We start from the raw sequence: 23970 nt of genomic DNA, 5'->3' as shown, positions 1-23970 counted from the left end.
TTCCTGTTTTATTCATGTTCAAACTCATCCTACGCCGCGTGCTCGTGGCGATCCCGACCCTTATCCTGGTGTCGATGATCGTCTTCCTGCTGCAGAAAGTGCTGCCGGGCGACCCGGTATTGACCCTGGCCGGCGAAGAGCGCGATCCCGCCGTGCTGGATTACCTGCGCGAAAAATACCACCTGGACGATCCCTTGCCCGTGCAATACGTGGCCTGGGTCAGGCAGGTTGCCACCGGCGACCTGGGCAAATCGCTGCGCACCGATGTGCCGGTGACCTCGCTGATCGCGCAGAAGCTGCCGGTCACCCTGCAGCTGGCGGCCATGGCGATGATCATCGCCCTGCTAGTGGGGATACCCACGGGCATCCTGGCGGCGGTGCGCAAGGGCAAGCTGCTGGAATACGGCGCCAACGTGGCGGCGCTTTCCGGGATGTCGATACCCAACTTCTGGCTGGGCATCATCCTGATCATGATCGTCTCCGTGCAGCTGCGGTGGCTGCCGGCCTCCGGCTATGTGTCGCCGTCGGAGAATTTCTGGCTGTCCATGAAGACCATGATCATGCCGGCCATCGTACTGTCCACCTCGCTGGCGGCCTACCTGATGCGCCATACGCGCTCCGCCATGCTCGAGGCGCTGGGCGCCGACTACGTGCGCACCGCGCGCGCCAAGGGTGTGTCGCCGCGCACGGTCGTGCTGCGCCATGCCTTGCGCAATGCCCTGATGCCCATCGTGACCCTGGTCACGCTGCTGTTCGGCGAACTGCTGGCCGGCGCGGTGCTGACCGAGCAGGTGTTCACCATCCCGGGCTTCGGCAAGCTGGTGGTGGACGCCGTGTTCAACCGCGATTACGCGGTGGTGCAGGGCGTGGTGTTGTGCGTGGCGGTGGGCTTCATCGTGATGAACCTGCTGGCCGATATTCTCTACATCGTTGTCAATCCCCGACTGAGGCATTCATGAGCGCAGTGATTTCCAGCGGCGCGATGCCCCGACGCACCAATCGGGCCTGGGCCAAGTTCCGCCGCAACCGCATCGCGATGATAGGCGCGGCCATCGTGCTGTTCTTTGTCGTCGTGGCCATCTTCGCGCCGCTGCTGGCCAACCACGATCCTTTCCAGACCAGCTTCACCGCCATCCGCAAGGCGCCTTCCGCCCGCTTCTGGCTGGGCACCGACGAATTGGGACGGGACATCTACACCCGCATGCTGTTCGGCGCGCGGGCCTCGTTGATGGCCGGCCTGGCGTCGGTGATCATCGCCATGATCGTCGGCGTGCCTTTCGGCCTGCTCTCCGGCTATTTCGGCGGCTGGATCGACAGCGCGATTTCCCGGGTGACGGAAGCGCTGCTGGCGATTCCCTTCCTGATCCTGGCGATCGCCCTGGCGGCCTTCCTGGGGCCCAGCCTGATCAACGCCATGATCGCCATCGGCGTGTCGGCCGCGCCCAAGTTCGTACGGCTGGCCCGCGGCCAGGTGCTGGCGGTCAAGAACGAGGACTACGTCGCCAGCGCGCGGGCCCTGGGCGCATCGGATACCCGCATCATCGTGCGGCACATCCTGCCCAACATCATGCCGCCGCTGATCGTGCAGGCCACCATCACCATCGCCACGGCCATCATCGCCGAGGCCAGCCTGTCCTTCCTGGGCCTGGGCCTGCAGCCGCCCAACCCGTCCTGGGGCTCGATGCTGAATACGGCCAAGAACTTCATGACCCAGGCACCCTGGATGTCGATTTTTCCGGGCTCCGCCATTTTCCTGGCGGTGCTCGGTTTCAACCTGCTGGGCGACGGTCTGCGCGACGCCCTCGATCCGCGCCAGGAGAAGTAAGCGCAATGGGACCGATGGAAACCAACCGCGTCGTTGAAGTCAACGACCTGACCGTGCGCTTCCAGACGCACGACCGCACCGTCGAGGCCGTGCGCAATGTGTCCTTCCACGTGGACCGCGGCGAAACCCTGGCCATCGTCGGCGAATCCGGCTCCGGCAAGTCCGTGACATCCCTGGCGCTGATGCGGCTGGTGGAGTACGGCGGCGGCCGCATCGTCAACGGCTCGATACGCCTGCGCCGCCGCAACGGCGAAATGCTGGACATGACGGCGGCCGACGAGAACACGCTGCAGCGCGTGCGCGGCGCGGACGTCGCCATGATCTTCCAGGAGCCGATGACGTCGCTGAACCCCAGCTTCACGGCAGGGGTGCAGATCGCCGAGGCCCTGCGCCTGCACCAGGGGCTGGATGCCGCCGCCGCGCGCGCCGAGACCTTGCGCATGCTGGAGCGGGTGCGCATCCCGGAAGCGAAATCCGTGCTGGATCGCTATCCGCACCAGTTGTCCGGCGGCATGCGCCAGCGCGTGATGATCGCCATGGCGCTGTCCTGCAAGCCGCAGCTGCTGATCGCCGACGAACCGACCACGGCACTGGACGTGACCATCCAGGCGCAGATCCTGCAACTGATCCGCCAGCTGCAGGAAGAGATGAACATGGGCGTGATCTTCATCACGCACGATATGGGCGTGGTGGCGGAAGTCGCCGACCGCGTGCTGGTCATGTACCGCGGCGACAAGGTCGAGGAGGGCGGCTCGGACGAGGTCTTCGCCGATCCCCGCCATGCCTACACCCGCGCGCTGCTGTCGGCGGTGCCGCGCCTGGGCGCCATGCAGGGCACCGACGAGCCGGCGCCGTTCCCGCTGCTGACCATGAGCGAAGTGCAGCAGGGCCAGGCCCAGCCCGGGCCGGAGCGCCGCGTGGTGGAAAGCACCGTGCGCCGCGACAACGGTCCGGTGCTCAAAGTGCGCGACCTGATCACGCGTTACGACATCGCGGGCGGCATCCTGGGGCGTGTGCAGCGCCGCGTGCACGCGGTGGAAAAGGTCAGTTTCGATCTCTATCCCGGCGAGACGCTGTCGCTGGTCGGCGAGTCGGGCTGCGGCAAGACCACCACGGGTCGCTCCCTGCTGCAATTGGTGCACAGCCAGGGCGGCACCATCGAGTTCGACGGACGCAATATCGGCGCGCTGCGCGGCGCGGCCATGCAGACGCTGCGCCGGCACATCCAGTTCATCTTCCAGGATCCCTTCGGCTCGCTGGACCCGCGCATGACGGTGGGCGATTCCATCATGGAGCCCCTGCTGATCCACGGCGTGGCCAAGGGCGCGAAGGCGCAGGAACGGGTGCGCTGGCTGATGGACAAGTGCGGCCTGGTGCCGGAGATGATAGGGCGCTATCCGCACGAGTTTTCCGGCGGCCAGCGCCAGCGCGTGTGCATCGCGCGCGCCCTGGCGCTGAATCCCAAGGTGGTCATCGCGGATGAGTCGGTGTCGGCGTTGGACGTGTCCATCCAGGCGCAGATCGTCAACCTGCTGCTGGACCTGCAGCGCGAGCTGGGCGTGGCCTTCCTTTTCATCTCCCACGATATGGCGGTGGTCGAGCGTGTCAGCCATCGGGTCGCGGTGATGTACCTGGGGCAGATCGTCGAAATCGGCCCGCGCCGCGCGATCTTCGAGAACCCGCAGCATCCTTACACCAAGAAGCTGATGGCCGCCGTGCCCATCGCCGACCCGCAGCGCCGGCATCGGCAGCGGTCATTGCTGGTGGACGAGATTCCCAGCCCGGTGCGCAAGGTGGGCGACGAGCCCGTGGTCGCGCCGCTGGTGGAAGTGTCGGCGGGGCATTTCGTCGCGCGCCACGCGGTGGGGGCGTACCCGGCGATGGCATAGCGGCTGGCGGGAGCAGGCGTCAGCCGGGGCGGCGTACCGCTCAGGCCAGGGCCTGGGCCTGCCGCAGCGCTTCTTCCATGGCCTGCGCCCTGCGGTCGGCGCCCATCTGCAGGCCCTCGGCGACCACGACCTGGGGCTCGGCGATGCCGATAAAGCCAAGCGCCGCGCGCAGATAGGATTCCCCATGTTCGGCGGCCGCCGCGGGCGACCCCGGCCCGTACATGCCGCCGCGCGATACCGCCAGGATCGCGCGTTTGCCGCCCGCCAGCCCCTGGACCCCGTTCGCGCCGTAGGAAAAAGTCTGGCCGGGCACCAGGATGCGATCCACCCATGCCTTCAACTGGCTGGGGATGGTGAAGTTGTACATGGGCGCGCCGATTACCACGATGTCCGCGGCCAGGAATTCATCCAGCACCGCCTGGCTGTCGTCCATCGCAAGGCGGGCCTGGGCTCCGAGGGCCCCGGCCAGGGAGGCGGCGATCGGATGGCTGGCTGGCAGATTCGCCAGGGAGAGATGGGGCAGGGGAGCGGCGTCCAGGTCGCGGTAAACGATATCCAGCTCGGGTATCGTATCGCGCAGCCGCTGTACGATGGCGGCGGACAAGCCGCGGCTGGCCGATTGTTCGCCGGTGATACTGGCGTCGATATGCAGTAGCTTCATAATGCGGAACATTCCAGGGTTGGTGTGGCGGCATGTTGGACGCGCAGGCCCCGGCCGGCAAGAAGGCACTTTTTTTATACCGAGGTACACGCAAGTGACCGATACCCCCGCCAATCACGATCCCGGCACGTGCGAGAAGGTGTCCACCGTCTTCTCGCGCATCGGCGAGCGCTGGTCCATGACCGTCGTGATGCTGCTGCACCAGGGCCCGCGCCGCTTCAGCGAACTCAAGCGCGGGGCAGAGGGCATTTCCCAGCGCATGCTGACCCTGACGCTGCGCAACCTGGAACGCGACGGCCTGGTCAAGCGCACCGTCTATGCCGAGGTGCCGCCGCGGGTGGAATACCAGCTCACCGAACTGGGCCGGTCCCTGTTCGCGCGGGTGCGGGCGCTGGGCCACTGGACGGAAGACCACCTGCACGAGATCGAGGCGGCGCGCAGCGATTTCGACCAGCGCGGCGCCGGCGGCCAGGAATCCGAGGCGCCCGCTACGCCTTATGCATCCCGCATACACCGCATCCAATAACACCGTATTCGACATTTGCACATAGACCATGGCATTGCGCGCGACCATCTACAAGGCGGATTTGAACGTGGCGGACAACGACCGCCGCTACTACGGCAGCCACGCCATCACCGTGGCGCGCCATCCGTCGGAAACCGACGAGCGCATGATGGTGCGCATCCTGGCGTACGCCTTGAACGCGGACGAGGCACTGGCCTTCACCAAGGGCCTGAGCGAGACCGACGAGCCCGACGTATGGCGCAAGGACCTGACCGGCGCCATCGACCTGTGGGTGGAAGTCGGCCAGCCGGACGAGCGCCGCATCCTGAAGGCCTGCGGCCGCGCCGGCCAGGTCCTGATCTACTGCTACGGCGGCCATGCCAGCCGCATCTGGTGGGACGGCGTGCGCGACCGCGTGGCGCGGGCCCGCAACCTGAAGGTGATCAATCTGCCCGCGCAGGACACGCAGGCGCTGGGCGCCCTGGCGGAACGCACCATGTCGCTGGACGTTAACGTGCAGGACGGCGAGGCCTACATCACCGCCGAGGGCGGCAGCGTCGCCATCGTGCCGGAGATCTGGCGGGAATGAATGGGTGACGGCGGGAATTGCGTGCCATTCATCCCGCTATTCCGCCGGCTGGCGCCATCCCGGGCGCGTCTATCATCCTGGGCATAGATGAGCATCAGCGCCGGAGGGCCGCGCCGCGATCGCGTACCCCGGACTTGCTTTCCATGCAAGGAGAGGGAAATGAGCGGTTTCGGATTGCAGGGCATCGCCTATGTCGGCGGCTTGCCGGCCACCCGGCAGAACAACGGCGCGGATACCGGCGCGGTGGATGGAGCCTTCGACAAGATCTTCAGGCAGGCGGCCGGCACCGGGGCCGCTTCCAATGCGGCGGCTTCCAGCCCGGACGCCGCCCGGCGCAGCCTGGCGGACCCGGACCAATGGGCCGCCGCGCATGGCGCGCCAGCGGGCAGCCCCGGCGCCAAGTCGCCCGCGGCGCAGCAGCTGTCGGAGTATCTGTCCATGCCGCTGGGCAAGCGCATGTTCTACATGATGCTGGCCAGCATGGGCATCAGCCAGGAACAGTACGAGTCCATGTCGCCGGACGAACAGGCGAAAGTCGCTGCCCAGGTGGCCCAGCGCCTGAAGGAAAACGCGGAGGCGCAAAAGCAGGCCGTGCCGGGCAAGGAAGAGGCCGCCAGCGTCTGAGCTTTGGCGGACGCTAGCGGGGCCGCCGGTCTCCCGCCTTTTCCCAGAACGAGGCCAGGAAGCCCTCCGCGACGAGCAGGGGCTGGCCGTGGCGCCAGAACACGGAGCGGCGGGCCAGGATGCGCGCGTCCCGGCTGCCCTCGCCCGAAACCATCAGGGGAAGGGCCATGGCCGGGCGCGCGTCCAGCGCGCGGCGGATATCCACCACCTTGCCATCGTCCGCTTGCGCGCCCGATCCGCGCGCGCCCGTGACGGCCAGCGCCGTCGCATGGAAAGGCACGCCCGGCGCCAGCCGCCGGCATTCGAAGGCGGAGCGCTGCACGGTGCGGTCGTGATACAGCATGTCGGCCAGGGGCCGAGAGCGCAGCCGCCGCATGCCCTGCCAGGTGGCGCGCGAGGCCGGCAGGGGCGTAAGGCTGCGCGCGACCACGCCCTGCACGCCGTCGATGGACATCAGGACTTCACGCACCCACACGAGCGTGCCGGGGACCAGCCGCATGGCCTGGGCTTCCTCGGCAGGGGCGGCCTGCGCGTATTCGGCCAGCACGCGCAGGCTGAAACCGCCCAATTGGCGCAGGCCGGCCGTCAGGGCGCCGGGGCGCAGGAGCCAGAATTTCTGGGTTCGGGTGCAGGAGGGCGGGGGTACCGGCATCCAGCCGGCGCTGCGGGGATGGAAGATTCTCATGGTGCCGTATTATCCCGCAAGCGCTTCGCGCCCGATGCGCCGCCGCCGCATCCGCCCGGCGTCCGCACACGCAAGCCGCTAGAATGACGGCTTTCGCCACGCTTTCCATGGAAAAAGTACGCATCTCCAAGCTCATGTCGGAACGCGGCCTGTGTTCGCGGCGCGAGGCCGACAGCTATATCGAGCGCGGCTGGGTGCGCGTGGATGGCGAAGTCGTTTCCGAACTCGGCGCCAAGGCCTATCCCAGCCAGACCATCACGCTGGAACGCGCGGCGCAAGCCCGCCAGCGCGAGCGCGTCACCATCCTGATCCACAAGCCCATCGGCTACGTCTCCGGCCAGGCGGAAGACGGCTACCGGCCGGCGGCGGCCCTGATCGACGCGCGATCGCGCGCGGCGGGCGACCGTTCTCCCCTGCGTTTCGATCGCAGCCATTTGCGCGGCCTTGCCGTGGCCGGGCGGCTGGATATCGATTCCACCGGATTGCTCGTCCTGACACAGGACGGCCGCATCGCCAAACAGCTCATCGGCGAGGACTCCGGCATCGAAAAGGAATACCTGGTGCGCGTGCAGGGCCGTCTGGGCGAGCAGGGCCTGGCCTTGCTCAACCACGGCCTGTCGCTGGACGGCAAGCCCTTGCGTCCCGCCAAGGTGGCGTGGCAGAACGACGACCAGCTGCGCTTTATCCTGAAGGAAGGCAAGAAGCGGCAGATCCGCCGCATGTGCGAGCTGGTCGGGCTGAAGGTCGTGGGCTTGAAGCGGGTTCGCATCGGCCGCGTCATGCTGGGCGACCTTCCCGTGGGCCAATGGCGCTACCTGCGCGAGGGCGAGCGCTTCTAGCGCCCGCCCGGCGCGTCCTCAGGCGACCGACATGTCCTGCACGTGGCGCAGCAGGACGCGCAGGAAGGCGGATGCCGCCGCGCCGGGCGTCCTGCGGGGATGCGTGACGCAGACCACCTGCCGCGTCAACCGGGGCCGCACGATGGCGTGGCTGCGCACGCGGCCCAGCGATATCTCGCTGCGCACGGCGACCTGCGGCAGCACGGACGCGAAATCGCTGCCGTGCACCAGCTTCAGGATGGCGCTGATGGAATCGATCTCCACCGCCGGGGCCAGGTCCACGTCTTCGGCCTGCGCGAAACTTTCGAGGATGCCGCGCAGCCCGTGCTGGCGCGTGGGCAGCACGAGCTTGAGCCTGGCCATCTGGCGCAAGGGCACTTCCGGCGGCAGCTCGGCGTGGTGGTTGCCGCAGACCAGCACCAGGCTTTCTTCCGCGATGGGCTCGGTGGCCAGCGCCAGGGGGCGGCGCGGCTTGTTGATGACGGCCGCGTCCAGCTGGCCGCCGGCGACCGCGTCGATCAAGCCGCCGCTGTAGCCGTCGACCAGCGCCAGCGCCACCTTGGGATGCATCTGCGTGAAGGCCATCAGCGCATCCACCATCACGCCCTGGGCGATAGTGGCGATCATGCCCACGCGCACCTGGCCGCTGAGCTCGTCGTCGCGCTGCATGACCTGTTCGCGGGCGCGGGCGAAATCGGCCAGCACCGGCATGAAGATGCGGTACATCTGCCGCGCTTCCGGCGTGGGCTGCATGCCGCTGGAACTGCGCACGAAAAGCTGGCGCCCCGTTTCCTGTTCCAGCTTGGCGATCTGCATGCTCAGGGCCGGCTGCACGATGTTGAGCCGGCGCGCGGCGCGCGTTACCGAGCCTTCTTCGTAAAGGCAAACGAAATACTGGATCTGCCTGAATTCCATCCCGGCTCCCTCCTGGTCGCTGTATCAGTAAATCTGATAGAGACAATAATTTAATATTAATTGACCTGATGTTGCACGGTTCCTAAACTTTCTTCGACCGGCCCGTTCGAGGCCGCGACCGAGGAGACCAGGAATCATGCAGCCCCAGCCGCGCCTTCACGAGACGACCGATACAACGGCGCCGGCCGTGACCGACGTGCAGGCCTGGGCCGTGTCGTTTCCCGTTCCGCCCGCGCACAGCGTGCGGCTGGGCGTGGGGCGCGCGCTCAAGCGCGACGCCGTCATCGTCAAGGTGACGACCGCGGACGGGCTGGTGGGCTGGGGTGAATCGCACCACGGCCGCGCGCACTCCAGCATCGCCCATTTCGTCAATCACGCCCTGCGCCCGATGGTGGTGGGCATGCAGGCGGCCGACGTCAATGGGATCTGGCAGCGCATCTACGCGGCGCAACTGGCCAGCCACGGCATCGGCGCCGGTTGCGCGATCGCCATGAGCGGCATCGACATGGCGCTCTGGGACATCCGTGCCAAGGCGGTGGGCTGGCCCTTGTACCGGCTGCTCGGCGGGGCCAGCCGGCGCATTCCGGCCTATGCCGGCGGGGTGGCGCTGGGCTGGCAGGAACCGGCCTCGCTGGTGGAAGAAGCGGCCGCTCATGTCGGCGCGGGCTATAAGGCCGTGAAGTTGCGCCTTGGCGACTCCGTCGCGCGAGACCTGGCGCGCGTGCAAGCCGTGCGCGACGCCTTTGGCGACGATCTCGTCATCCTGGCCGATGCCAACGCGGCCTATACGCTGGGCGACGCGCGCCAGGCCATCCCGGCGCTCGATGCGTTGGGCGTGGGCTGGCTGGAGGAGCCGTTTCCCGCGCACGACTACCGAAATTATGAAAGCGCGCGCGCCTATGGGCGCATCGCCTTCGCCGCCGGCGAGAACCACTACACGCGCTTCGAGTTCAGCCGCCTGGTGGACGACCGCGTCGTGGACATCCTGCAGCCGGATCTTTCTAAGACCGGCGGGATCACAGAGACCTTGCGCATCGCCGCGCTGGGCTCGGCCTACAAGCTGCCCGTGCATCCCCACTCTTCGATGACGGGCATCAATATGGCGGCCACGCTGCATGTGCTGGCCGCCATCGACCAGGGCGGCTACTTCGAGGCCGATGTGTCGCGCGGCAATCTGTTCCGCGATGCGCTCGTGAGCACGCCTTTCACCATCGGCGAGGACGGTTGCGTCGCGCCACCGCAAGGGCCGGGCATCGGCGTCGAGGTGGACGAGGACTTCCTGGCCGCCCATCCGCCCATCGAGGGGCCGGCCTACGCCTGACGCGTCGGTTGGATCAAAAAAAGAGAGGAGACCAGGCATGTATGCATCCCGGCGCAGACTTGCGTTGACCGCGGCCGTCCTTGGCGCGGGCTTGGCCCTGGCCATGGGCACTGTCCAGGCACAGGAAGACACTTATCCCGCCAAGGCGGTGCGCATCGTCGTGCCGTATCCGGTGGGCGGGTTCAACGACACGCTGGGCAGGCTGGTGGCCGCCAAACTGGCGCCGAAATACAAACAGCCGGTGATCGTGGAGAACAAGCCCGGCGGCGGCACGGTGATCGGCACCCAGTCGGTGGCGATGTCGGCGCCCGACGGCTACACGCTGCTGGTGGTGCAGTTTCCCTTTGCCTCGAATCCCTCGCTTTACAAGCTGCCGTACGACACCGAGAAGGCCTTCACGCCGGTGGTGCTCGCGGGCCGCTCGCCCATGATGCTGGTGACGCATGCGGGCAGTCCGCTGCATACGCTGAAAGACGTGCTGGCCGCCGCCAAGGCGCGTCCCGGGGGACTGAACTACGGCTCGTCCGGGCCGGGCTCGTCCAACCATCTGGCCATGGCCCTGTTCGAAAGCATGTCGGGCACCCGCATGACGCAAGTGCCCTACAAGGGCAGCACGCCCATGCTAACGGACCTGGCCGGCGCGCAGGTGGACCTGGCCGTGGACCTGCTGCCCAATGCGCTGCCATTCCTGAAGTCCGGCAAGGTGCGGGCGCTGGCGGTGGCCAGCGCGGCGCGCTCGCCGCTGATGCCCGAACTGCCGACGGCGGCCGAGGCCGGGCTGCCGGGCTATGAGGTCGAGTCCTGGCACGGCTTCGTGGTGCCGGCCGGCACGCCGCCCGCCATCGTCGACAAGTTGAACCGCGACCTGAACGAGGTGCTGGCCATGCCGGACATCAAGGAAGCCTTCGCCCAGCAGGGCGTGGTGCCCGACGGCGGCACGCCGGAGGACTTCCGCCGCTTCATCGCCACGCAGGTGGCCTTGTGGAAAAAGGTCGTGCGCGACGGCCATATCACGGTCGAATAAGGCGCCGGAACGCATCATGGAACACACGCAGGCAAGCAATCTGATCGACGGGCAATGGCGCGCCGCGCACGACGGACAGTGGGGCGACAGCCGCAATCCCGCGGACGGCGGCGTGCTCGGGCGCTATGCCGCGTCCTCGCGCGCGGACGCCGACGCGGCGATCGCCGCCGCGCGGCGCGCCTTCGACGGGCCTTCGTGGGCCCGCGATCCGCGCCTGCGGCAGATGGCCATGCTGCGCTGGGCCGACGCCGTGGAAGCGCGCGCCGACGCGCTGGCGCGGCTGTTGACGCTGGAAAACGGCAAGGTGCTGGGGCAGTCGCGCGGCGAGATCGCCGCGGCGGTTTCCGAGATCCGCTACTACGCCGGCCTGTCGCGCTATATGCCCGGCCATGTGTTCGAGGTGGAGCCCGGCGCGTTCTCGACACTGCTGAAGGAGCCGGCCGGCGTGGCGGGCATCATCGTCCCGTGGAATGCGCCGGCGGTGCTGCTGATCCGCTCGCTGGCGCCAGCGCTCGCGGCGGGCTGCACGGCCGTCATCAAGCCCGCGCCGCAGACGGCGCTGGTAAGCGCGGCCCTGGTCGCCGCCTTGCATGAAACGCCTGGCTTGCCGCCCGGCGTGGTGAACCTGGTCAGCGAGACGGGCCACGAGGTGGCGTCGCGGCTGGTGGAATCGCCCGACGTGGACGTCATCAGCTTTACCGGATCGAACGCCGTCGGCCAGCGCATCATGGCCGCGGCGGCGCCCACGATGAAAAAACTGTCGCTGGAACTCGGCGGCAAATCGGCCTGCCTGGTGTTCGAGGACGCCGACGTCGCCGCCGCCGCGCCGGCACTGGCCGCGGCCGCGACCATCATCAGCGGCCAGCAATGCACGGCCGCGCGCCGTGTGCTGGTGCACGCGCGGCACTACGACGCCATGAAGCACGCGCTGGCCGAGGCGCTGCGCGCCCAGCGCGTCGGGCCCGGCCTGTCCGAAGGCGCCAGCATGGGGCCGCTGATCGACGCGGCCGCCGCCGACAGCGTGGGCGCGCGCATCGCGCAGGCCGTGGATGCGGCGGACGAAGTCCTGCTGCGCGGCGAGCGGCTGGGCGGCGCGCTGGCAAACGGCGCTTTTCTCAGCCCCACGCTGGTCGCGCATCGGGATACGCATGCCTTCTTCATCCAGGAAGAAATCTTCGGACCGCTGGTCGTGATCGAACGCTTCGAGGACGAGGCCGAGGCGATCGCGCGCGCCAATCATTCCGAATACGGCCTGTCGGCCAGCGTTTGGACGCGCGACGGCGCCCGCGCCATGCGCGTGGCGCGCGCCCTGAAGAACGGCACGGTATGGATCAACGACCACAACAAGCTGTTCGCGGAGGCCGAGACCGGCGGCTACCGCCGCAGCGGCCTGGGACGGCTGCACGGCTACGACGCCCTGATCGATTTCCAGGAAATCAAGCACATCTACCAGCAGGTGGGGGTCGCCTGAGTACGGGCGGAAAAAGGAAACATCGGGCATCCCGATGAACAGCCATAACAAGGAGGGACGAATGCAATACCAGAATATCGCGCGCCGCTGCGGCGCCTTACTTGCCACGGCGTGCATGGCCGCGGCGACCGCCACGGCGGCGGCGGCGCCCGCCGCCGATGGCGCGGGCACCTATCCGGACAATGCCATGCGCATCATCGTGCCGTATACGCCAGGCGGCTTCAACGACACCATGGCGCGGGTGCTGGGCAAGAAACTGACCGAGGCCTGGCACCAGCCCGTCATCGTGGAAAACCGGCCCGGCGCCGGCACGGTGGTCGGCACCGAAGCGGGCGCCCGCGCGGCCCCGGACGGCTATACGCTGGTCGTGGTGGGATTCCCGCTGGTGGTGAACCAGTACATCTACCCCAAGCTGCCCTACGACACGCAGCGCGACTTCGTGCCGGTACTGCTGGCGGGGCAGACGCCCAACGTGCTGCTGGTGCGCGCGGAATCGCCCATCAAGTCGCTGCCCGACCTGGTGGCCCGGGCCAAGGCGAGCCCCGGCAAGATGAACTACGCGTCGGCCGGCAACGGTACCTCGCTGCACCTGGCGATGGAGTACTTCAAGAACGTGACCGGCACGGACATGAACCAGATTCCGTACAAGGGCAGCGCGCCCATGGTCACCGCCTTGCTGGGTGGCCAGGTCGACGTCATGTTCGACAACCTGCCCAATGCCTTGCCGCAAATCAAGGCGGGCAAGATGCGCTCGCTCGGCATTACCACGGCCAAGCGGCTGCCCTCGGTACCGGACATCCCGACGGTGGCCGAGCAAGGCTACCCCGGCTTCGAGGTCGCGGTCTGGTACGGCCTGGCGGTGCCGCGCGGAACGCCCACGGCCATCGTCGAGAAGCTGAACGCCCAGTTGAACAAGGCCCTGCAGGACGAGGACGTGAAGTCCGTCTTCGCCGCGCAAGGCGTACAGGTATTGGGCGGTTCCACGGCGGATTTCGAGAAGTTCTTCCAGGCGCAGGACGCCAAATGGGCGCCGGTGATCAAGAAGGCCGGCATCCGGGCCGAGTGAGCGCATCTCCATGACGGTTACCACCCTCGATCCCATCGCCGCACCCGAGACGGCGCCGCGGCCGCGCCGGCACCTGGGGCGCGCCGCCGCGCGCGTCGAGGACCGGGCGCTGCTGACGGGCCGCGGCGGCTACGGCGACGATGCGGCCCTGCGGCCGGGCACGCTGCACGCGGCGGTGGTGCGGTCGCCCCACGCGCATGCCCGGCTTCGCGCGGTCCGCGCCGCGCGCGCCGAAGCGATGCCAGGCGTGCGCGCGGTGTTGACGGGGGCCGACGTGCAGCGCTGGTCCAAGCCCTTTATCGTCGGCGTCAAGCAGCCGATGGACCTGTGGGCGCTGGCGGTGGACAAGGTGCGCTACGTGGGCGAGCCGGTGGCCGTCGTGGTGGCGGAAAGCCGCTATCTGGCGGAAGACGCGGCCGAGCTGGTGGAGGCCGATTACGAGCCGCTGGCGCCGGTGACCGACATCGAAAGCGCGATCGCGCCGGATGCGCCGGTCCTGCACGAGCAGGTGGGCAGCAATGTGGTGAGCGACCGCGCTTTCCGCTACGGCGACCCGGACGCGGCATTCGCGGCCGCGCCCCGCCGTATCGGGCTGACCTTGCGCTATCCGCGCAATTCCTGCACGCCCATCGAGACCGCGGTGGTGGTGGCGCAGTTCATTTCCGAACAGGACGGCTACGACGTCCAGTCCAATTTCATGGGGCCGTTCTCGCTGCATACGGTGATGGCGATGGCCCTGAAAGTGCCGGGCAACCGGCTGCGCCATCGCACCTTCGCCGACTCCGGCGGCAGCTTCGGCGTGAAGCAGGCGGTGATGAGCCCCATCGTGCTGATGTGCCTGGCCTCGCGCAAGGCCGGCGCGCCCGTGAAGTGGGTGGAGGACCGCCTGGAGCACCTGACGGCGGCGACATCGGCCACCGCGCGCTTGTGCCACGCGGAGGCCGCGGTCGACCGGGACGGGCGCATCCTGGCCCTGTCGCTGGACCAGCTAGACGATTGCGGCGGCTACCTGCGGGCGCCGGAGCCCGCCACCTTCTACCGCATGCACGGCTGCCTGACCGGCGCTTATGCGATCGAACACCTGCGCGTGCGCAATCGCGTGGTGCTGACCAGCAAGACTCCCACCGGCCTGGTGCGCGGCTTCGGCGGGCCGCAGACGTATTTCGTGCTGGAACGCCTGGTGCAGCGCATCGCGGTCGAGCTGGGCATGGATCCGCTGGATGTGTACCGGCGCAACTTCATCCCGCGCGACGCCTTTCCTTATCGCGCCGCGGCCGGGGCATTGATCGATTCGGGCGATTACCACAAGGCCCTGGACATGGCCGTGCGCGAAGGCGGGCTGGACGAGCTGCGCGCGCGCCAGGCGGCCGCGCGCGCCCAGGGGCGGCTTTACGGCATCGGTTTCGCCGCCATCGTCGAGCCCTCGATCTCCAATATGGGCTATATCACCACCGCGCTGACGCGCGAGCAGCGCGCCAAGGCGGGGCCCAAGAACGGCGGCATCGCCGCGGCCACCGTGGCCATCGATCCCTTGGGCGGCATTACCGTTACCGTGGCGTCCTCGCCGGCGGGGCAGGGACACCGCACCGTCTGCGCGCAGGTCGCCGCCGACGTGTTCGGCGTCGCCGTGGAAGACGTCATGGTGAATGTGGAGTTCGACACGACCAAGGATGCGTGGTCGGTGGCCGCGGGCAATTACTCCAGCCGCTTCGCCGGCGCGGTGGCGGGCACGCTGCACATCGCCTGCCAGCGTCTGCGCGACAAGCTGGCGCGCATCGCCGCCGGGACGCTGGCTTGCCAGCCGGCCGAGATCATGTTCGAAGACGGCAAGGTGTTTTCGCGCCATGCGCCCGACCGCGCGCTGCCGTTCGCGCGCTTCGCCGCCGGGCCGCACTGGGCGCCGGGGCTGCTGCCCGCGGGGGAGGCGCCCGGCCTGCGGGAAACGGCCTTCTGGACACCGCCCGAACTCACCGCGCCGGACGACGACGATCGCGTCAATACGTCGGCGGCGTATGGCTTCGCCTTCGACATCTGCGCGGTCGAGGTGGACCGCGATACCGGCCGGGTCCGCATCGACCGCTACGTCACCACGCACGATGCCGGCACCTTGCTGAATCCCGCGCTGGCCGACGGGCAGATACGCGGCGCTTTCGCGCAAGGCCTGGGCGCCGCGCTCATGGAGGAGTTCCGCTACGGCGGCGACGGCAGCTTCCAGTCCGGCACCTTCGCCGACTATCTGGTCCCGACCACGTGCGAAGTGCCCGAGCCGCTGATCCTGCACCTGGAAACGCCCAGTCCCTACACCCCGCTGGGCGCCAAAGGCCTGGGCGAGGGCAACAACATGAGCACGCCGCCCTGTATCGCCAATGCCGTGGCCGATGCGCTGGGCTGCGCCGACATCGAGCTGCCCTTGACGCCGGCGCGAGTGATGGCGCTGATCGGCATACAGGAACCGCCGCCGTCGGCCGCGGTGGCGGCGTCGCTGGATGCGTCGATGGGCGCCGGCGCGGCGCGCACGCCGGGCGACCCGGCAAACATGGGCGATGCCGCCCAGGGAACGGGACGGCCCGGCGGCAAGGATGCCAAGGGGGGCAAGGCCTTGGCCGCTCGCGGGGAGATCTTCTTGTCCGCCACGCCGGAGGCCGTGTTCGATGTGTTGATGGATCCGGCGGCGCTGGCGCGCGTCATTCCCGGCTGCCACGCCCTGGAGGAAGTCGGGCCGCACCGCTACCGCGCGGACGTGACGGTGGGCGTGGGCATGATCAAGGCGCGCTACGCCGCCGAAGTGGCGCTGAGCGACCTGGAGCCGCCACATCGCCTGAGGCTGGCGGGTTCGGGCCTGTCCGGCATGGGGGCGGCCCAGGGCAGCGGCGTGGTGTCGCTGGAACCGCGCGATGGCGGCTGCCTGCTGCGCTACGACTACGAAGCCCAGGTCTCGGGCAAGGTCGCGGCGGTGGGAGGCCGCATGCTGGAGGGCGCCGCCAAAATCGTGCTGCGCCAGCTGTTCGAACAATTGGGCCGGCAGGCCGCCGGCGGTGGGACCGCGGCGGCGCCACGCCCGTCATGGCTGCGCCGGCTGTTGCGCCGCCTGGGAGTATCGCGATGAAGCCCCCCGCCTTCGACTACCTGCGCGCCGACAGCGCCGAAGAGGCCGTGGCGCTGCTGGGCAGGCTGGGCGAGGATGCCCGCGTCCTGGCCGGCGGGCAATCGCTGATGGCGGTGCTGAATATGCGCCTGGCGCAGCCGGCCGCGCTAATCGATATTTCGCGCACGGCGGACCTGGACTACGTGCGGACGGAGGGCGGCATGCTGGCGGTCGGCGCCGCCGCGACGCAGGCCAGTGTGGAATGGCGCGCGACCCTGGCCCGCGAGGTCCCGCTGCTGCACCAGGCCTTTCCGTATATCTCGCATTTCCAGATCCGCAATCGCGGGACGGTATGCGGGTCCGTGGCCCACGCCGACCCCAGCGCGGAGCTGCCGCTGGCCCTGCTGGCGCTGGGCGGCGAAATCGTGCTGCGGCGCGCGGCCAAGCGGCGCACCGTGGCGGCCGAGGACTTCTTCCAGGGCATGCTGATGACGGCGCGCGCCCCCGACGAGCTGGTGGAGGAGGTGCGCTTTCCGCTGGCCGCGCCGGGGCAGCGCTGTGCCTTTGCGGAGTTTTCCGCGCGCCACGGCGATTTCGCCATCGTCGCGGTGGCCGCCGTGGCCGGCGCCGACGGCTTGCGCCTTGCGGTGGGCGGCGTGGCGGACCGCCCGCGGCTGGCACGCTGGCCGGCGGCGCTGCGCGGCGCGGACCTGGAAACCGCGCTCAACGATTTCGCCTGGCAGCTGGACGCGCAGGGCGACGCGCATGCCAGCGCCGGCTTCCGCCGCCATCTGGTCCGGCGGCTGGGCGCACAGGTACTGCGCCAGGTCATGGAGACATCGCATACATGAAGCAGATCGCCCGCGACAGCCTGCACACGGTGCGGCTGCAATTGAACGGCGTCGAACGCGGCGCGCCCTGCGCGTCCCGCACGCTGCTGTCGGATTTCCTGCGCGAAGGGCTGGGCGCGACCGGCACCCACGTGGGCTGCGAACACGGTGTCTGCGGCGCCTGCACGGTGCAGATCGACGGCGTCGCCGCGCGTTCCTGCATGACGCTGGCGGTGCAGGCCGAAGGCCGGCGCGTCGATACGGTGGAAGGGCTGTGCGACGCCGACGGGCCGCTCTCGGACCTGCAGGCCGCTTTCCAGCGCCACCACGCGCTGCAGTGCGGCTTTTGTACGGCCGGCATCCTGATGTCCTGCGACGACTACCTGCGCCGGCGCCCCGATCCGACCGAGACGGAAGTGCGCGAGATGTTGTCGGGACATCTGTGCCGCTGCACCGGATACACGCCCATCGTGCGCGCGGTGCTGGAGACCGCCGCGCGGCGCGGCGCCGGCAGGAGTGCGCAGGCGGCCTCCACCGCTTCGATTTCCGCCCCGCCGCCGGCCGGTGCCGCCGCTTCCGGCGCCGCGGCGGGTGCATCCCCGGCGGCCGCGCCATCGGGGACATCTGTTACGTCGTCCACGGAATCCTGACATGCTCGATCTGGGAAGAACTTTTCTGCAAAGCGTGGAGCGCAGCCCGCGCGCGCTGGCGCTCGTCGACGGCGACCTGCGCCTGGACTACGCCGCCTGGCACGACTGCATCGCCCGCACTGCCGCCGGCCTGCGACAGTTGGGGCTGGGACGCGGCGACCGGCTGTTGTCCGTGCTGCAGAACCGGCACCAGGCCGCCACGCTGCACTGGGCCTGCCAATTCATGGGCATCACCATCGTGCCGCTGAACTGGCGCGCCAAGCCGGAGGAGGTCGATTACTGCGTGACCGACGCGGAAGCCAAGGCGGTATTTTTCGAGCCGGCCAGCCAGGACGCCGTGCGGGGCAGCGTGGCGGCGCGGCCGCTGCCGCGCATCGCCGTCGGGATATCCGACGCCGGTGGCGCCGCGCTGGACAACGCCGGTGCCGAACTCTCCTGGGACAGCCTGCTGGACAACGCCGGCATCGCGCTGGAGCCGCAAGCACGAGCCGAAGACTACTCCCTGATGCTGTATACGTCCGGCACCACCGGCAAGCCCAAGGGCGTGCCCCGGCGCCACCGCCAGGAACGCGCGGCCGCGCTCGCGCACGTGGCGCAGAACCTGTACGGGCGGGGCGAACGCACGCTGGGCGTGATGCCGCTGTACCACACCATGGGCGTGCGCTCCCTGCTGGCCATGGCCCTGGTCGATGGCGTTTTCGTCTGCATGCCGCGTTTCGATACCGCGGGGGCGCTGGCATTGATCGCGCGCGAACGCCTGACCTGCCTGTACCTGGTGCCGACGCTGTACCACGACATGATGGTGCAGCGCGAACGGCAGGGCGGCGGCACGGGTCCCGGTCCGGACCTGGCGTCCGTCACCAAGCTGGGCTTCGCCGGCGCGCCCATGCAGGACGCGCTGCTGCAGCGCCTGCAGCGCGCCTTCCAGCCCCGGCTTTTCGTCAACCACTACGGATCTTCCGAGGTCTACACCTTTTCCATCGACCAGGACGCCCTGCGCAAGCCCGGCAGCGCCGGGCGCGCCGGCATCAACACCCGCCTGCGGGTGGTGCGGCTGGACGCGCGCGGTCCGCATGACCTGGCTCCCGTGGGCGAGGAAGGACAGATCATCGTGGACTTGAGCGGCGACGAGGCCTTCGAAGGCTATTGGAAGCGGCCGGACGCCGACGCCAAATCCCTGCGCGACGGCTGGTACTACACCGGCGACATCGGCTACCTGGACGCGGACGGCGATCTCTTCGTGACCGGCCGGGTCGACGACATGATCATCAGCGGCGGCGAAAACATCTCCCCGGTGGATATCGAATCGGTGATCTCGCTGTGTCCCGGCGTGGCGGAAGTGGCCGTGGCCGGCCTGCCGGACGAACGCTGGGGCCAGCGCGTGGTGGCCTTCGTGACGCGCAGCGACGCGCGGCCGTCGCTGGACGCGCAGGCCCTGGATGCGCATTGCCGGCAGTCGGACCTGCCCAACTTCAAGCGGCCGCGCGAGTACGTCTTCGTCGCCGAGATTCCCAAGTCGCCCGTGGGCAAGATCCTGCGGCGCAAGCTGGCCGCTGGCGAATACCTGGCCCCAGGCACGCCGTGCGCGCAAGCCGGCACGGCGCCATCCAACCCTGCCCGAGAGACATCATGAGCACCCGCGCATCTTCCACTCCTTCTTCCGGCGCACCGTTCACGGACCTGCGCCAGTGGCTGGCACATCTGGCCGGTACCGGCCGCGTGGCGGTGATCCGCGAAGGCGTGCCGCTGGAACACCGCCTGGCCGCCATCGCCAAGCGCCTGGATGGCAAGCAGGCGGCCTTCTTTCCCAGGCCGGGCGGGCATGCGATGCCCGTGGTGTCCGGTTTCATGGCGCGCCGCGCCTGGATCGCGGAGGCCATCGGCGTGCCGGAATCGCAACTGCTGCAACGCTTCCGCCACGCGGCCGAGCATCCCGTGCCGTGGAAGGAGATCCCGCAGGACCAGGCGCCCTGCCAGCAGGTCGTACACCGCGACCGCGATGCGCGCGAGGTCCTGCCGATTCCCACGCACAGCGAGCACGACAACGGGCCCTACATCACGGCCGGCCTGGTCATCGCGCGCAATCCGGTCACGGGCGTGCAGAATGTCTCCATCCACCGCATCCAGGTCCATGCCCCGGCGCGCATGGCGATCCTGATGCTGCCGCGCCACCTGTGGGCGTTCTACAAGGAAGCGGAGGCGCGCAAGCAGCCGCTGGAAGTGGCGGTCGCCATCGGGATCGATCCCCTGACCCTGCTGGCCTCGCAGGCCATCGCGCCGCTGGACAGCGACGAGATGGAAATCGCCGGGGCGCTGCACGGGGCGCCGCTGCGCATGGTCAAGTGCCGGACCAACGAGGTACGCGTGCCGGCGGACAGCGAGATCGTCATCGAAGGCCGCATCGTGCCGGGCGAACTGGAGCCCGAAGGCCCGTTCGGCGAGTTCCCCAAGTACTACAGCGCGCGCGAGGAGCGCGAAGTCATCACGGTGGATGCCATCACGCATCGCCGGGATCCCATCTACCACACCATCGTTCCCGCGGAAATGGAACACCTGCTGCTGGGCTCGATCCCGCGCGAGGCGACCTTGCTGGCCCATCTGCAGCGCAGTTTCCCCAATGTGCTGGACGTACACCTGGCCATCGGCGGAGTAGGGCGCTACCACCTGTATGTGAAGCTGCGCAAGACGCACGAGGGCCAGCCCAAGAACGTGATCTGCGCGGCCTTCGGCGCGCACTACGACATCAAGCAGGTCATCGTGGTGGACGACGATGTGGAGGTGCACGACCCGCAGCAGGTCGAATGGGCGGTAGCCACGCGTTTCCAGGCCGACCGCGACCTGGTGGTGATCCCGGGCGCGCAGGGTTCGGTGCTGGATCCTTCCACCACGGTCGGCTGGGACTACGCCGATGGCGAGACGGCGCCCGCGCACCAGCAGGGCATCAGCGCCAAGATGGGACTGGACGCCACGCGGCCGGTGGCCTACCACGAGCACGTGTTCACCAAGGTGCGCGTGCCCGGCGAAGACGACGTGGACCTGGCGGTGGAGATCGATGCGTCGGCGCGCGTGGACTTCGCCGCACCCGGGACGCGGCAATGACGAAGCGGCTGATCGTCGCGATCACGGGCGCCAGCGGGGCCGTCTATGGCGTGCGCCTGCTGCGGGTGCTGAAGGCGATGCCCGGCTGGGAGACCCACCTGGTGATGTCCGCCTCCGGCGCGCTGACGGCCGCCCAGGAGCTGGACATGCGGCGTGGCGAGATCGAAGCCCTGGCCGACGTCGTCCACAACGTGAAGAACATCGGCGCCGCGGTTTCCAGCGGATCTTTCCGCACGGCGGGCATGGTGGTGGCGCCGTGCTCCATGAAGACACTGGCCAGCATCGCGCATGGGCTGGCGGACAACCTGGTCAGCCGCGCGGCCGACGTCGTGCTGAAGGAACGGCGCCGCCTGGTGCTGATGGTGCGCGAGACGCCGCTGAACCTGGCCCACCTGCAGAACATGACCGCGGTCACGACCATGGGCGGGATCATCGTGCCGCCCGTGCCCGCCTTCTATGCGCGTCCCGCGTCGATCGACGATATGGTCGACCACACCGTCGGACGCGTGCTGGACCTTTTCGATATCGAACCCGCCGGCCTGGTGCGGCGCTGGGAAGGATTGCATCCTTCAGGCGCCGGCGACGCCACGGATACGGCCCTTTGAACACCTTGCCGAACCAGGAGACCGCTCCAATGCCGCAAATCAACCATCCCGCCCATGCGCTGCTCGAGGAATACGACGGCTTCCATGTCCACATCGATGCCGCCAGGGCGCGCGCCGACATCGTGCTGGAGCGGCCGCCTTTCAACATCATCTCCATGCGCGAACGCGACCAGCTGCGGCTGGTCTTCGAGGCCCTGGATGACGACGACCGCGTGCGCGTCATCGTGCTGCGCGCAGCGGGCGAGCATTTTTCCAGCGGCGGCGACATCAAGGGCTTCCTGGAAGCCTCGCCCGAGCACGTGTCCAAACTGGCCTGGAACATCGCCGCGCCGGCGCGCTGCGCCAAGCCGGTGATCGCCGCCAACCGCGGCTATTGCTTCGGCGTCGGCTTCGAGATCTCGCTGGCCTGCGACTTCCGCCTGGCGACCGAAACGACCCAGTACGCGCTGCCCGAACAGAAGCTGGGCCAGATTCCCGGCTCCGGCGGTTCGGCGCGCCTGCAGAAGATGGTGGGCATCACGCGGACCAAGGACGTGGTGATGCGCTCGCGCCGCATTTCCGGCCAGCAGGCCTATGACTGGGGCATCGCCACGGAGATCGTGCCCGACGGCGAACTGGAAGCGGCCACCGACCGCCTGGTGGCCGAGCTGGTGGGCTTTTCGCCCCTGGCGCAACGCACGGCCAAGAAGCTGCTGAACGACACGGAGGACGCCTCGCTGTCGGCGTCCATCGAGCTCGAAGGCCATTGCTATAGCCGGCTGCGCAGCAGCGACGATTTCCGCGAAGGCGTCGAGGCCTTCCACGGCAAGCGCGCGCCGGCCTTCCGCGGCAGCTGAACCGGCGCAGCGCGCCGTGCAAAGAGGAACTCGCATGCCCGTGGAATCGGCCCTGTCCATCGCCGACCTGGCGGACGCCGCCCGGCGCCGCCTGCCGCCCAGCATCTACGGCTACGTCAGCGGCGCCAGCGAGGATCACGCCTCGCTGCGCGCCAATCGCGATGCCTACGACCGCTGGCGCTTCCTGCCCCGACCGCTGGTCGACGTGTCGGTCCGCACCCAGGCGGTGGAGCTGTTCGGCGTGCGCTACGCGTCGCCCATCGGCATCAGCCCCATGGGCGTGGTCGGCCTGTGCGCTTTCGACGGCGACGTGGCGCTGGCCCAGGCGGCGCGCGCCGCGCAGGTCCCCTTCGTGCTCAGCGCGGCGTCCACGACGCCCCTGGAGCGGGTCGCCGCCGCCAATCCGGACATGTGGTACCAAGGCTACCTGCCCGCGCGCCGCGAGGTCATCGCGCCCTTGCTGCAAAGGCTGGAGCGGGCTGGCGTCCCGGTTCTGGTGGTGACGGTGGATGTACCCATCGCCTCCACCCGTGAGAACGAGCTGCGCAATGGCTTCAGCATCCCGCTGCGCCTGAGCCCGCGCCTGCTGTGGGGAGGCGCCATCCGTCCGCGCTGGGCGCTGCGGACCTTCGCGCGTACGCTGCTGCGCCAGGGTATCCCGCATTTCGAGAACTTCACGGCGGAGCGGGGCGGGCCCATCATCACCGCCGCGCGCGGCGACCACCGCGCCGGACGTGCCGCGATGACATGGCAGGAGATCGCCTGGATCCGCGATCGATGGCGCGGCCGCCTGCTGGTCAAGGGCGTGCTGCGCGCGCAGGACGCGGCCACAGCCCGCGCCCTGGGCCTGGACGGCATCTTCGTGTCCAACCACGGCGGCCGCCAACTGGACGGCAGCATCGCGTCGCTGGACGCGCTTCCCGCCATCGCCGCCGCCGCGCCGGGGCTGACGCTGATCCTGGACGGTGGCGTGCGGCGCGGGACGGACGTGTTGAAGGCCCTGGCCCTGGGCGCCGATGCGGCTTTCGTCGGCAGGCCCGCCCTTTACGGCCTGGCCGCCGGCGGGCAACGCGGCGTCGCCCACGCCCTGGAACTGCTGCGGCGCGAGATCGACGTCGACCTGGCCTTGCTGGGTTGCCCGGACGTGGCTGGCCTGGGGCAGGATTTCCTGTGCCGCGCCGATGTTCCGGCCTGGGCACCGGCACTGGGACCGGCATCGGCGCCGGCGCCGGCGCCCGCTTCCGCGCCGCATGGCGTCAGCCTGTCAGGGCCGCCGGCGGTCAGCCGCGACAATGCCGGCCATGCCGGCGCATCCAGTCTCGCCGACGGCCGCGACGCAAGCATGGCCCGCGACATCGCGGATAGCATCGAATGCGGCAGGCACCGCGGCAGCTCGGCGCACGACGCCGCGGATCCTGCATACGGCCGCACTGACTATTGAATGGAGAAGA

The 23970-nt window shown here is 69.1% G+C and carries 22 protein-coding genes; 19 read left to right on the top strand and 3 right to left on the bottom strand.

Annotated elements, in window-relative coordinates:
- Positions 1–14 precede the first annotated feature (14 nt).
- From BAU06_RS15045 to BAU06_RS15035, 3 genes are read left to right on the top strand one after another with little or no spacing between them, the layout of a single operon-like run.
- A complete protein-coding gene (locus BAU06_RS15045; protein ID WP_066350772.1) occupies positions 15–959 on the top strand; it encodes an ABC transporter permease in 945 nt (314 codons plus the stop codon).
- Complete coding sequence (locus BAU06_RS15040; protein WP_066350770.1) at positions 956–1825, top strand: ABC transporter permease; 870 nt, start codon at positions 956–958, stop codon at positions 1823–1825. The genes BAU06_RS15045 and BAU06_RS15040 overlap by 4 nt, the downstream gene beginning before the upstream one ends.
- Positions 1826–1839: 14 nt before the next feature.
- Positions 1840–3714 carry a dipeptide ABC transporter ATP-binding protein gene (locus BAU06_RS15035; RefSeq protein ID WP_156770399.1) on the top strand — a complete coding sequence of 625 codons (1875 nt, stop codon included), beginning with the start codon at positions 1840–1842 and terminating at the stop codon, positions 3712–3714.
- Between the two features lie 40 nt (positions 3715–3754).
- Here the strand turns inward: BAU06_RS15035 and BAU06_RS15030 are convergent, their stop codons facing one another.
- Positions 3755–4375 (bottom strand): FMN-dependent NADH-azoreductase, encoded by a 621-nt coding sequence (locus BAU06_RS15030; RefSeq protein WP_066350756.1) that lies wholly within the window; start codon positions 4373–4375, stop codon positions 3755–3757.
- A gap of 94 nt (positions 4376–4469) precedes the next feature.
- Between BAU06_RS15030 and BAU06_RS15025 the strand changes: the two genes are divergently transcribed.
- The 3 genes from BAU06_RS15025 (at position 4470) to BAU06_RS15015 (ending at position 6093) form a co-directional block, all read left to right on the top strand.
- On the top strand, positions 4470–4901 hold the full coding sequence (locus tag BAU06_RS15025) for a winged helix-turn-helix transcriptional regulator (protein WP_415834891.1): 432 nt from the start codon (positions 4470–4472) through the stop codon (positions 4899–4901).
- A gap of 28 nt (positions 4902–4929) precedes the next feature.
- Positions 4930–5469, top strand: coding sequence for a YaeQ family protein (locus tag BAU06_RS15020; protein WP_066350749.1), 540 nt, complete (start codon positions 4930–4932; stop codon positions 5467–5469).
- Positions 5470–5628: 159 nt separating this feature from the next.
- Complete coding sequence (locus BAU06_RS15015) at positions 5629–6093, top strand: hypothetical protein (RefSeq protein ID WP_066350742.1); 465 nt, start codon at positions 5629–5631, stop codon at positions 6091–6093.
- 13 nt (positions 6094–6106) lie between these two features.
- Here BAU06_RS15015 and BAU06_RS15010 read toward each other — a convergent pair whose 3' ends face one another.
- Positions 6107–6778 (bottom strand): chorismate--pyruvate lyase family protein, encoded by a 672-nt coding sequence (locus BAU06_RS15010; RefSeq protein WP_066350735.1) that lies wholly within the window; start codon positions 6776–6778, stop codon positions 6107–6109.
- Positions 6779–6885: 107 nt separating this feature from the next.
- On the opposite strand from BAU06_RS15010, the gene BAU06_RS15005 reads away from it, so the two are divergent.
- Positions 6886–7617: a pseudouridine synthase gene (locus tag BAU06_RS15005; RefSeq protein ID WP_066359105.1), complete on the top strand. Its 732-nt coding sequence runs from the start codon at positions 6886–6888 to the stop codon at positions 7615–7617.
- Positions 7618–7635: 18 nt separating this feature from the next.
- On the opposite strand, the gene BAU06_RS15000 is transcribed toward BAU06_RS15005, so the two are convergent.
- The gene (locus BAU06_RS15000; RefSeq protein ID WP_066350728.1) at positions 7636–8532 is read right to left on the bottom strand and encodes a LysR family transcriptional regulator; all 897 of its coding nucleotides are present in this window, start codon (positions 8530–8532) and stop codon (positions 7636–7638) included.
- 136 nt (positions 8533–8668) lie between these two features.
- On the opposite strand from BAU06_RS15000, the gene BAU06_RS14995 reads away from it, so the two are divergent.
- The 12 genes from BAU06_RS14995 to BAU06_RS14940 all read left to right on the top strand — a co-directional run bounded on the left by BAU06_RS14995 (position 8669) and on the right by BAU06_RS14940 (position 23960).
- Complete coding sequence (locus tag BAU06_RS14995; RefSeq protein ID WP_066350723.1) at positions 8669–9853, top strand: mandelate racemase/muconate lactonizing enzyme family protein; 1185 nt, start codon at positions 8669–8671, stop codon at positions 9851–9853.
- A 37-nt stretch (positions 9854–9890) separates the two neighbouring features.
- Positions 9891–10877: a Bug family tripartite tricarboxylate transporter substrate binding protein gene (locus BAU06_RS14990; RefSeq protein WP_066350719.1), complete on the top strand. Its 987-nt coding sequence runs from the start codon at positions 9891–9893 to the stop codon at positions 10875–10877.
- Between the two features lie 16 nt (positions 10878–10893).
- Positions 10894–12348 carry an aldehyde dehydrogenase family protein gene (locus BAU06_RS14985; protein WP_066350715.1) on the top strand — a complete coding sequence of 485 codons (1455 nt, stop codon included), beginning with the start codon at positions 10894–10896 and terminating at the stop codon, positions 12346–12348.
- A gap of 61 nt (positions 12349–12409) precedes the next feature.
- Entirely contained in the window at positions 12410–13414 is a 1005-nt protein-coding gene (locus BAU06_RS14980) for a tripartite tricarboxylate transporter substrate binding protein (protein ID WP_066350711.1), read from the top strand.
- Positions 13415–13424: 10 nt separating this feature from the next.
- Positions 13425–16520 carry a xanthine dehydrogenase family protein molybdopterin-binding subunit gene (locus BAU06_RS14975; protein ID WP_066350706.1) on the top strand — a complete coding sequence of 1032 codons (3096 nt, stop codon included), beginning with the start codon at positions 13425–13427 and terminating at the stop codon, positions 16518–16520.
- Complete coding sequence (locus tag BAU06_RS14970) at positions 16517–17350, top strand: FAD binding domain-containing protein (protein WP_066350699.1); 834 nt, start codon at positions 16517–16519, stop codon at positions 17348–17350. The genes BAU06_RS14975 and BAU06_RS14970 overlap by 4 nt, the downstream gene beginning before the upstream one ends.
- Positions 17347–17979, top strand: a complete 633-nt coding sequence (locus tag BAU06_RS14965; protein ID WP_082988252.1) for a (2Fe-2S)-binding protein — start codon at positions 17347–17349, stop codon at positions 17977–17979. The genes BAU06_RS14970 and BAU06_RS14965 overlap by 4 nt, the downstream gene beginning before the upstream one ends.
- A 1-nt stretch (position 17980) precedes the next feature.
- A complete protein-coding gene (locus BAU06_RS14960) occupies positions 17981–19612 on the top strand; it encodes an AMP-binding protein (protein WP_066350693.1) in 1632 nt (543 codons plus the stop codon).
- Positions 19609–21078 carry a UbiD family decarboxylase gene (locus tag BAU06_RS14955; RefSeq protein WP_066350686.1) on the top strand — a complete coding sequence of 490 codons (1470 nt, stop codon included), beginning with the start codon at positions 19609–19611 and terminating at the stop codon, positions 21076–21078. Before BAU06_RS14960 ends, BAU06_RS14955 begins: the two co-directional genes overlap by 4 nt.
- Complete coding sequence (locus tag BAU06_RS14950) at positions 21075–21683, top strand: UbiX family flavin prenyltransferase (RefSeq protein ID WP_066350679.1); 609 nt, start codon at positions 21075–21077, stop codon at positions 21681–21683. The genes BAU06_RS14955 and BAU06_RS14950 overlap by 4 nt, the downstream gene beginning before the upstream one ends.
- Before the next feature lie 29 nt (positions 21684–21712).
- The gene (locus tag BAU06_RS14945) at positions 21713–22519 is read left to right on the top strand and encodes an enoyl-CoA hydratase/isomerase family protein (protein WP_066350674.1); all 807 of its coding nucleotides are present in this window, start codon (positions 21713–21715) and stop codon (positions 22517–22519) included.
- Positions 22520–22553: 34 nt separating this feature from the next.
- Positions 22554–23960 carry an alpha-hydroxy acid oxidase gene (locus BAU06_RS14940; RefSeq protein WP_066350666.1) on the top strand — a complete coding sequence of 469 codons (1407 nt, stop codon included), beginning with the start codon at positions 22554–22556 and terminating at the stop codon, positions 23958–23960.
- The last annotated feature ends 10 nt before the right edge of the window (positions 23961–23970 follow it).

Origin of the sequence: Bordetella bronchialis, assembly GCF_001676705.1 — a bacterium.
GTDB lineage: Bacteria > Pseudomonadota > Gammaproteobacteria > Burkholderiales > Burkholderiaceae_B > Bordetella_C > Bordetella_C bronchialis.
The sequence above is the reverse complement of the archived record's forward strand: the minus strand, read 5'-3'. Positions and strand labels throughout refer to the sequence as shown.

What these genes read in the sequence shown, in the direction of transcription:
- BAU06_RS15045 (WP_066350772.1), top strand. Translation starts at nt 15, where the DNA reads ATGTTCAAACTCATCCTACGCCGCGTGCTCGTGGCGATCCCGACCCTT.
- BAU06_RS15040 (WP_066350770.1), top strand. Translation starts at nt 956, where the DNA reads ATGAGCGCAGTGATTTCCAGCGGCGCGATGCCCCGACGCACCAATCGG.
- BAU06_RS15035 (WP_156770399.1), top strand. Translation starts at nt 1,840, where the DNA reads ATGGAAACCAACCGCGTCGTTGAAGTCAACGACCTGACCGTGCGCTTC.
- BAU06_RS15030 (WP_066350756.1), bottom strand. Translation starts at nt 4,375, where the DNA reads ATGAAGCTACTGCATATCGACGCCAGTATCACCGGCGAACAATCGGCC.
- BAU06_RS15020 (WP_066350749.1), top strand. Translation starts at nt 4,930, where the DNA reads ATGGCATTGCGCGCGACCATCTACAAGGCGGATTTGAACGTGGCGGAC.
- BAU06_RS15015 (WP_066350742.1), top strand. Translation starts at nt 5,629, where the DNA reads ATGAGCGGTTTCGGATTGCAGGGCATCGCCTATGTCGGCGGCTTGCCG.
- BAU06_RS15010 (WP_066350735.1), bottom strand. Translation starts at nt 6,778, where the DNA reads ATGAGAATCTTCCATCCCCGCAGCGCCGGCTGGATGCCGGTACCCCCG.
- BAU06_RS15005 (WP_066359105.1), top strand. Translation starts at nt 6,886, where the DNA reads ATGGAAAAAGTACGCATCTCCAAGCTCATGTCGGAACGCGGCCTGTGT.
- BAU06_RS15000 (WP_066350728.1), bottom strand. Translation starts at nt 8,532, where the DNA reads ATGGAATTCAGGCAGATCCAGTATTTCGTTTGCCTTTACGAAGAAGGC.
- BAU06_RS14995 (WP_066350723.1), top strand. Translation starts at nt 8,669, where the DNA reads ATGCAGCCCCAGCCGCGCCTTCACGAGACGACCGATACAACGGCGCCG.
- BAU06_RS14990 (WP_066350719.1), top strand. Translation starts at nt 9,891, where the DNA reads ATGTATGCATCCCGGCGCAGACTTGCGTTGACCGCGGCCGTCCTTGGC.
- BAU06_RS14985 (WP_066350715.1), top strand. Translation starts at nt 10,894, where the DNA reads ATGGAACACACGCAGGCAAGCAATCTGATCGACGGGCAATGGCGCGCC.
- BAU06_RS14980 (WP_066350711.1), top strand. Translation starts at nt 12,410, where the DNA reads ATGCAATACCAGAATATCGCGCGCCGCTGCGGCGCCTTACTTGCCACG.
- BAU06_RS14975 (WP_066350706.1), top strand. Translation starts at nt 13,425, where the DNA reads ATGACGGTTACCACCCTCGATCCCATCGCCGCACCCGAGACGGCGCCG.
- BAU06_RS14970 (WP_066350699.1), top strand. Translation starts at nt 16,517, where the DNA reads ATGAAGCCCCCCGCCTTCGACTACCTGCGCGCCGACAGCGCCGAAGAG.
- BAU06_RS14965 (WP_082988252.1), top strand. Translation starts at nt 17,347, where the DNA reads ATGAAGCAGATCGCCCGCGACAGCCTGCACACGGTGCGGCTGCAATTG.
- BAU06_RS14960 (WP_066350693.1), top strand. Translation starts at nt 17,981, where the DNA reads ATGCTCGATCTGGGAAGAACTTTTCTGCAAAGCGTGGAGCGCAGCCCG.
- BAU06_RS14955 (WP_066350686.1), top strand. Translation starts at nt 19,609, where the DNA reads ATGAGCACCCGCGCATCTTCCACTCCTTCTTCCGGCGCACCGTTCACG.
- BAU06_RS14950 (WP_066350679.1), top strand. Translation starts at nt 21,075, where the DNA reads ATGACGAAGCGGCTGATCGTCGCGATCACGGGCGCCAGCGGGGCCGTC.
- BAU06_RS14945 (WP_066350674.1), top strand. Translation starts at nt 21,713, where the DNA reads ATGCCGCAAATCAACCATCCCGCCCATGCGCTGCTCGAGGAATACGAC.
- BAU06_RS14940 (WP_066350666.1), top strand. Translation starts at nt 22,554, where the DNA reads ATGCCCGTGGAATCGGCCCTGTCCATCGCCGACCTGGCGGACGCCGCC.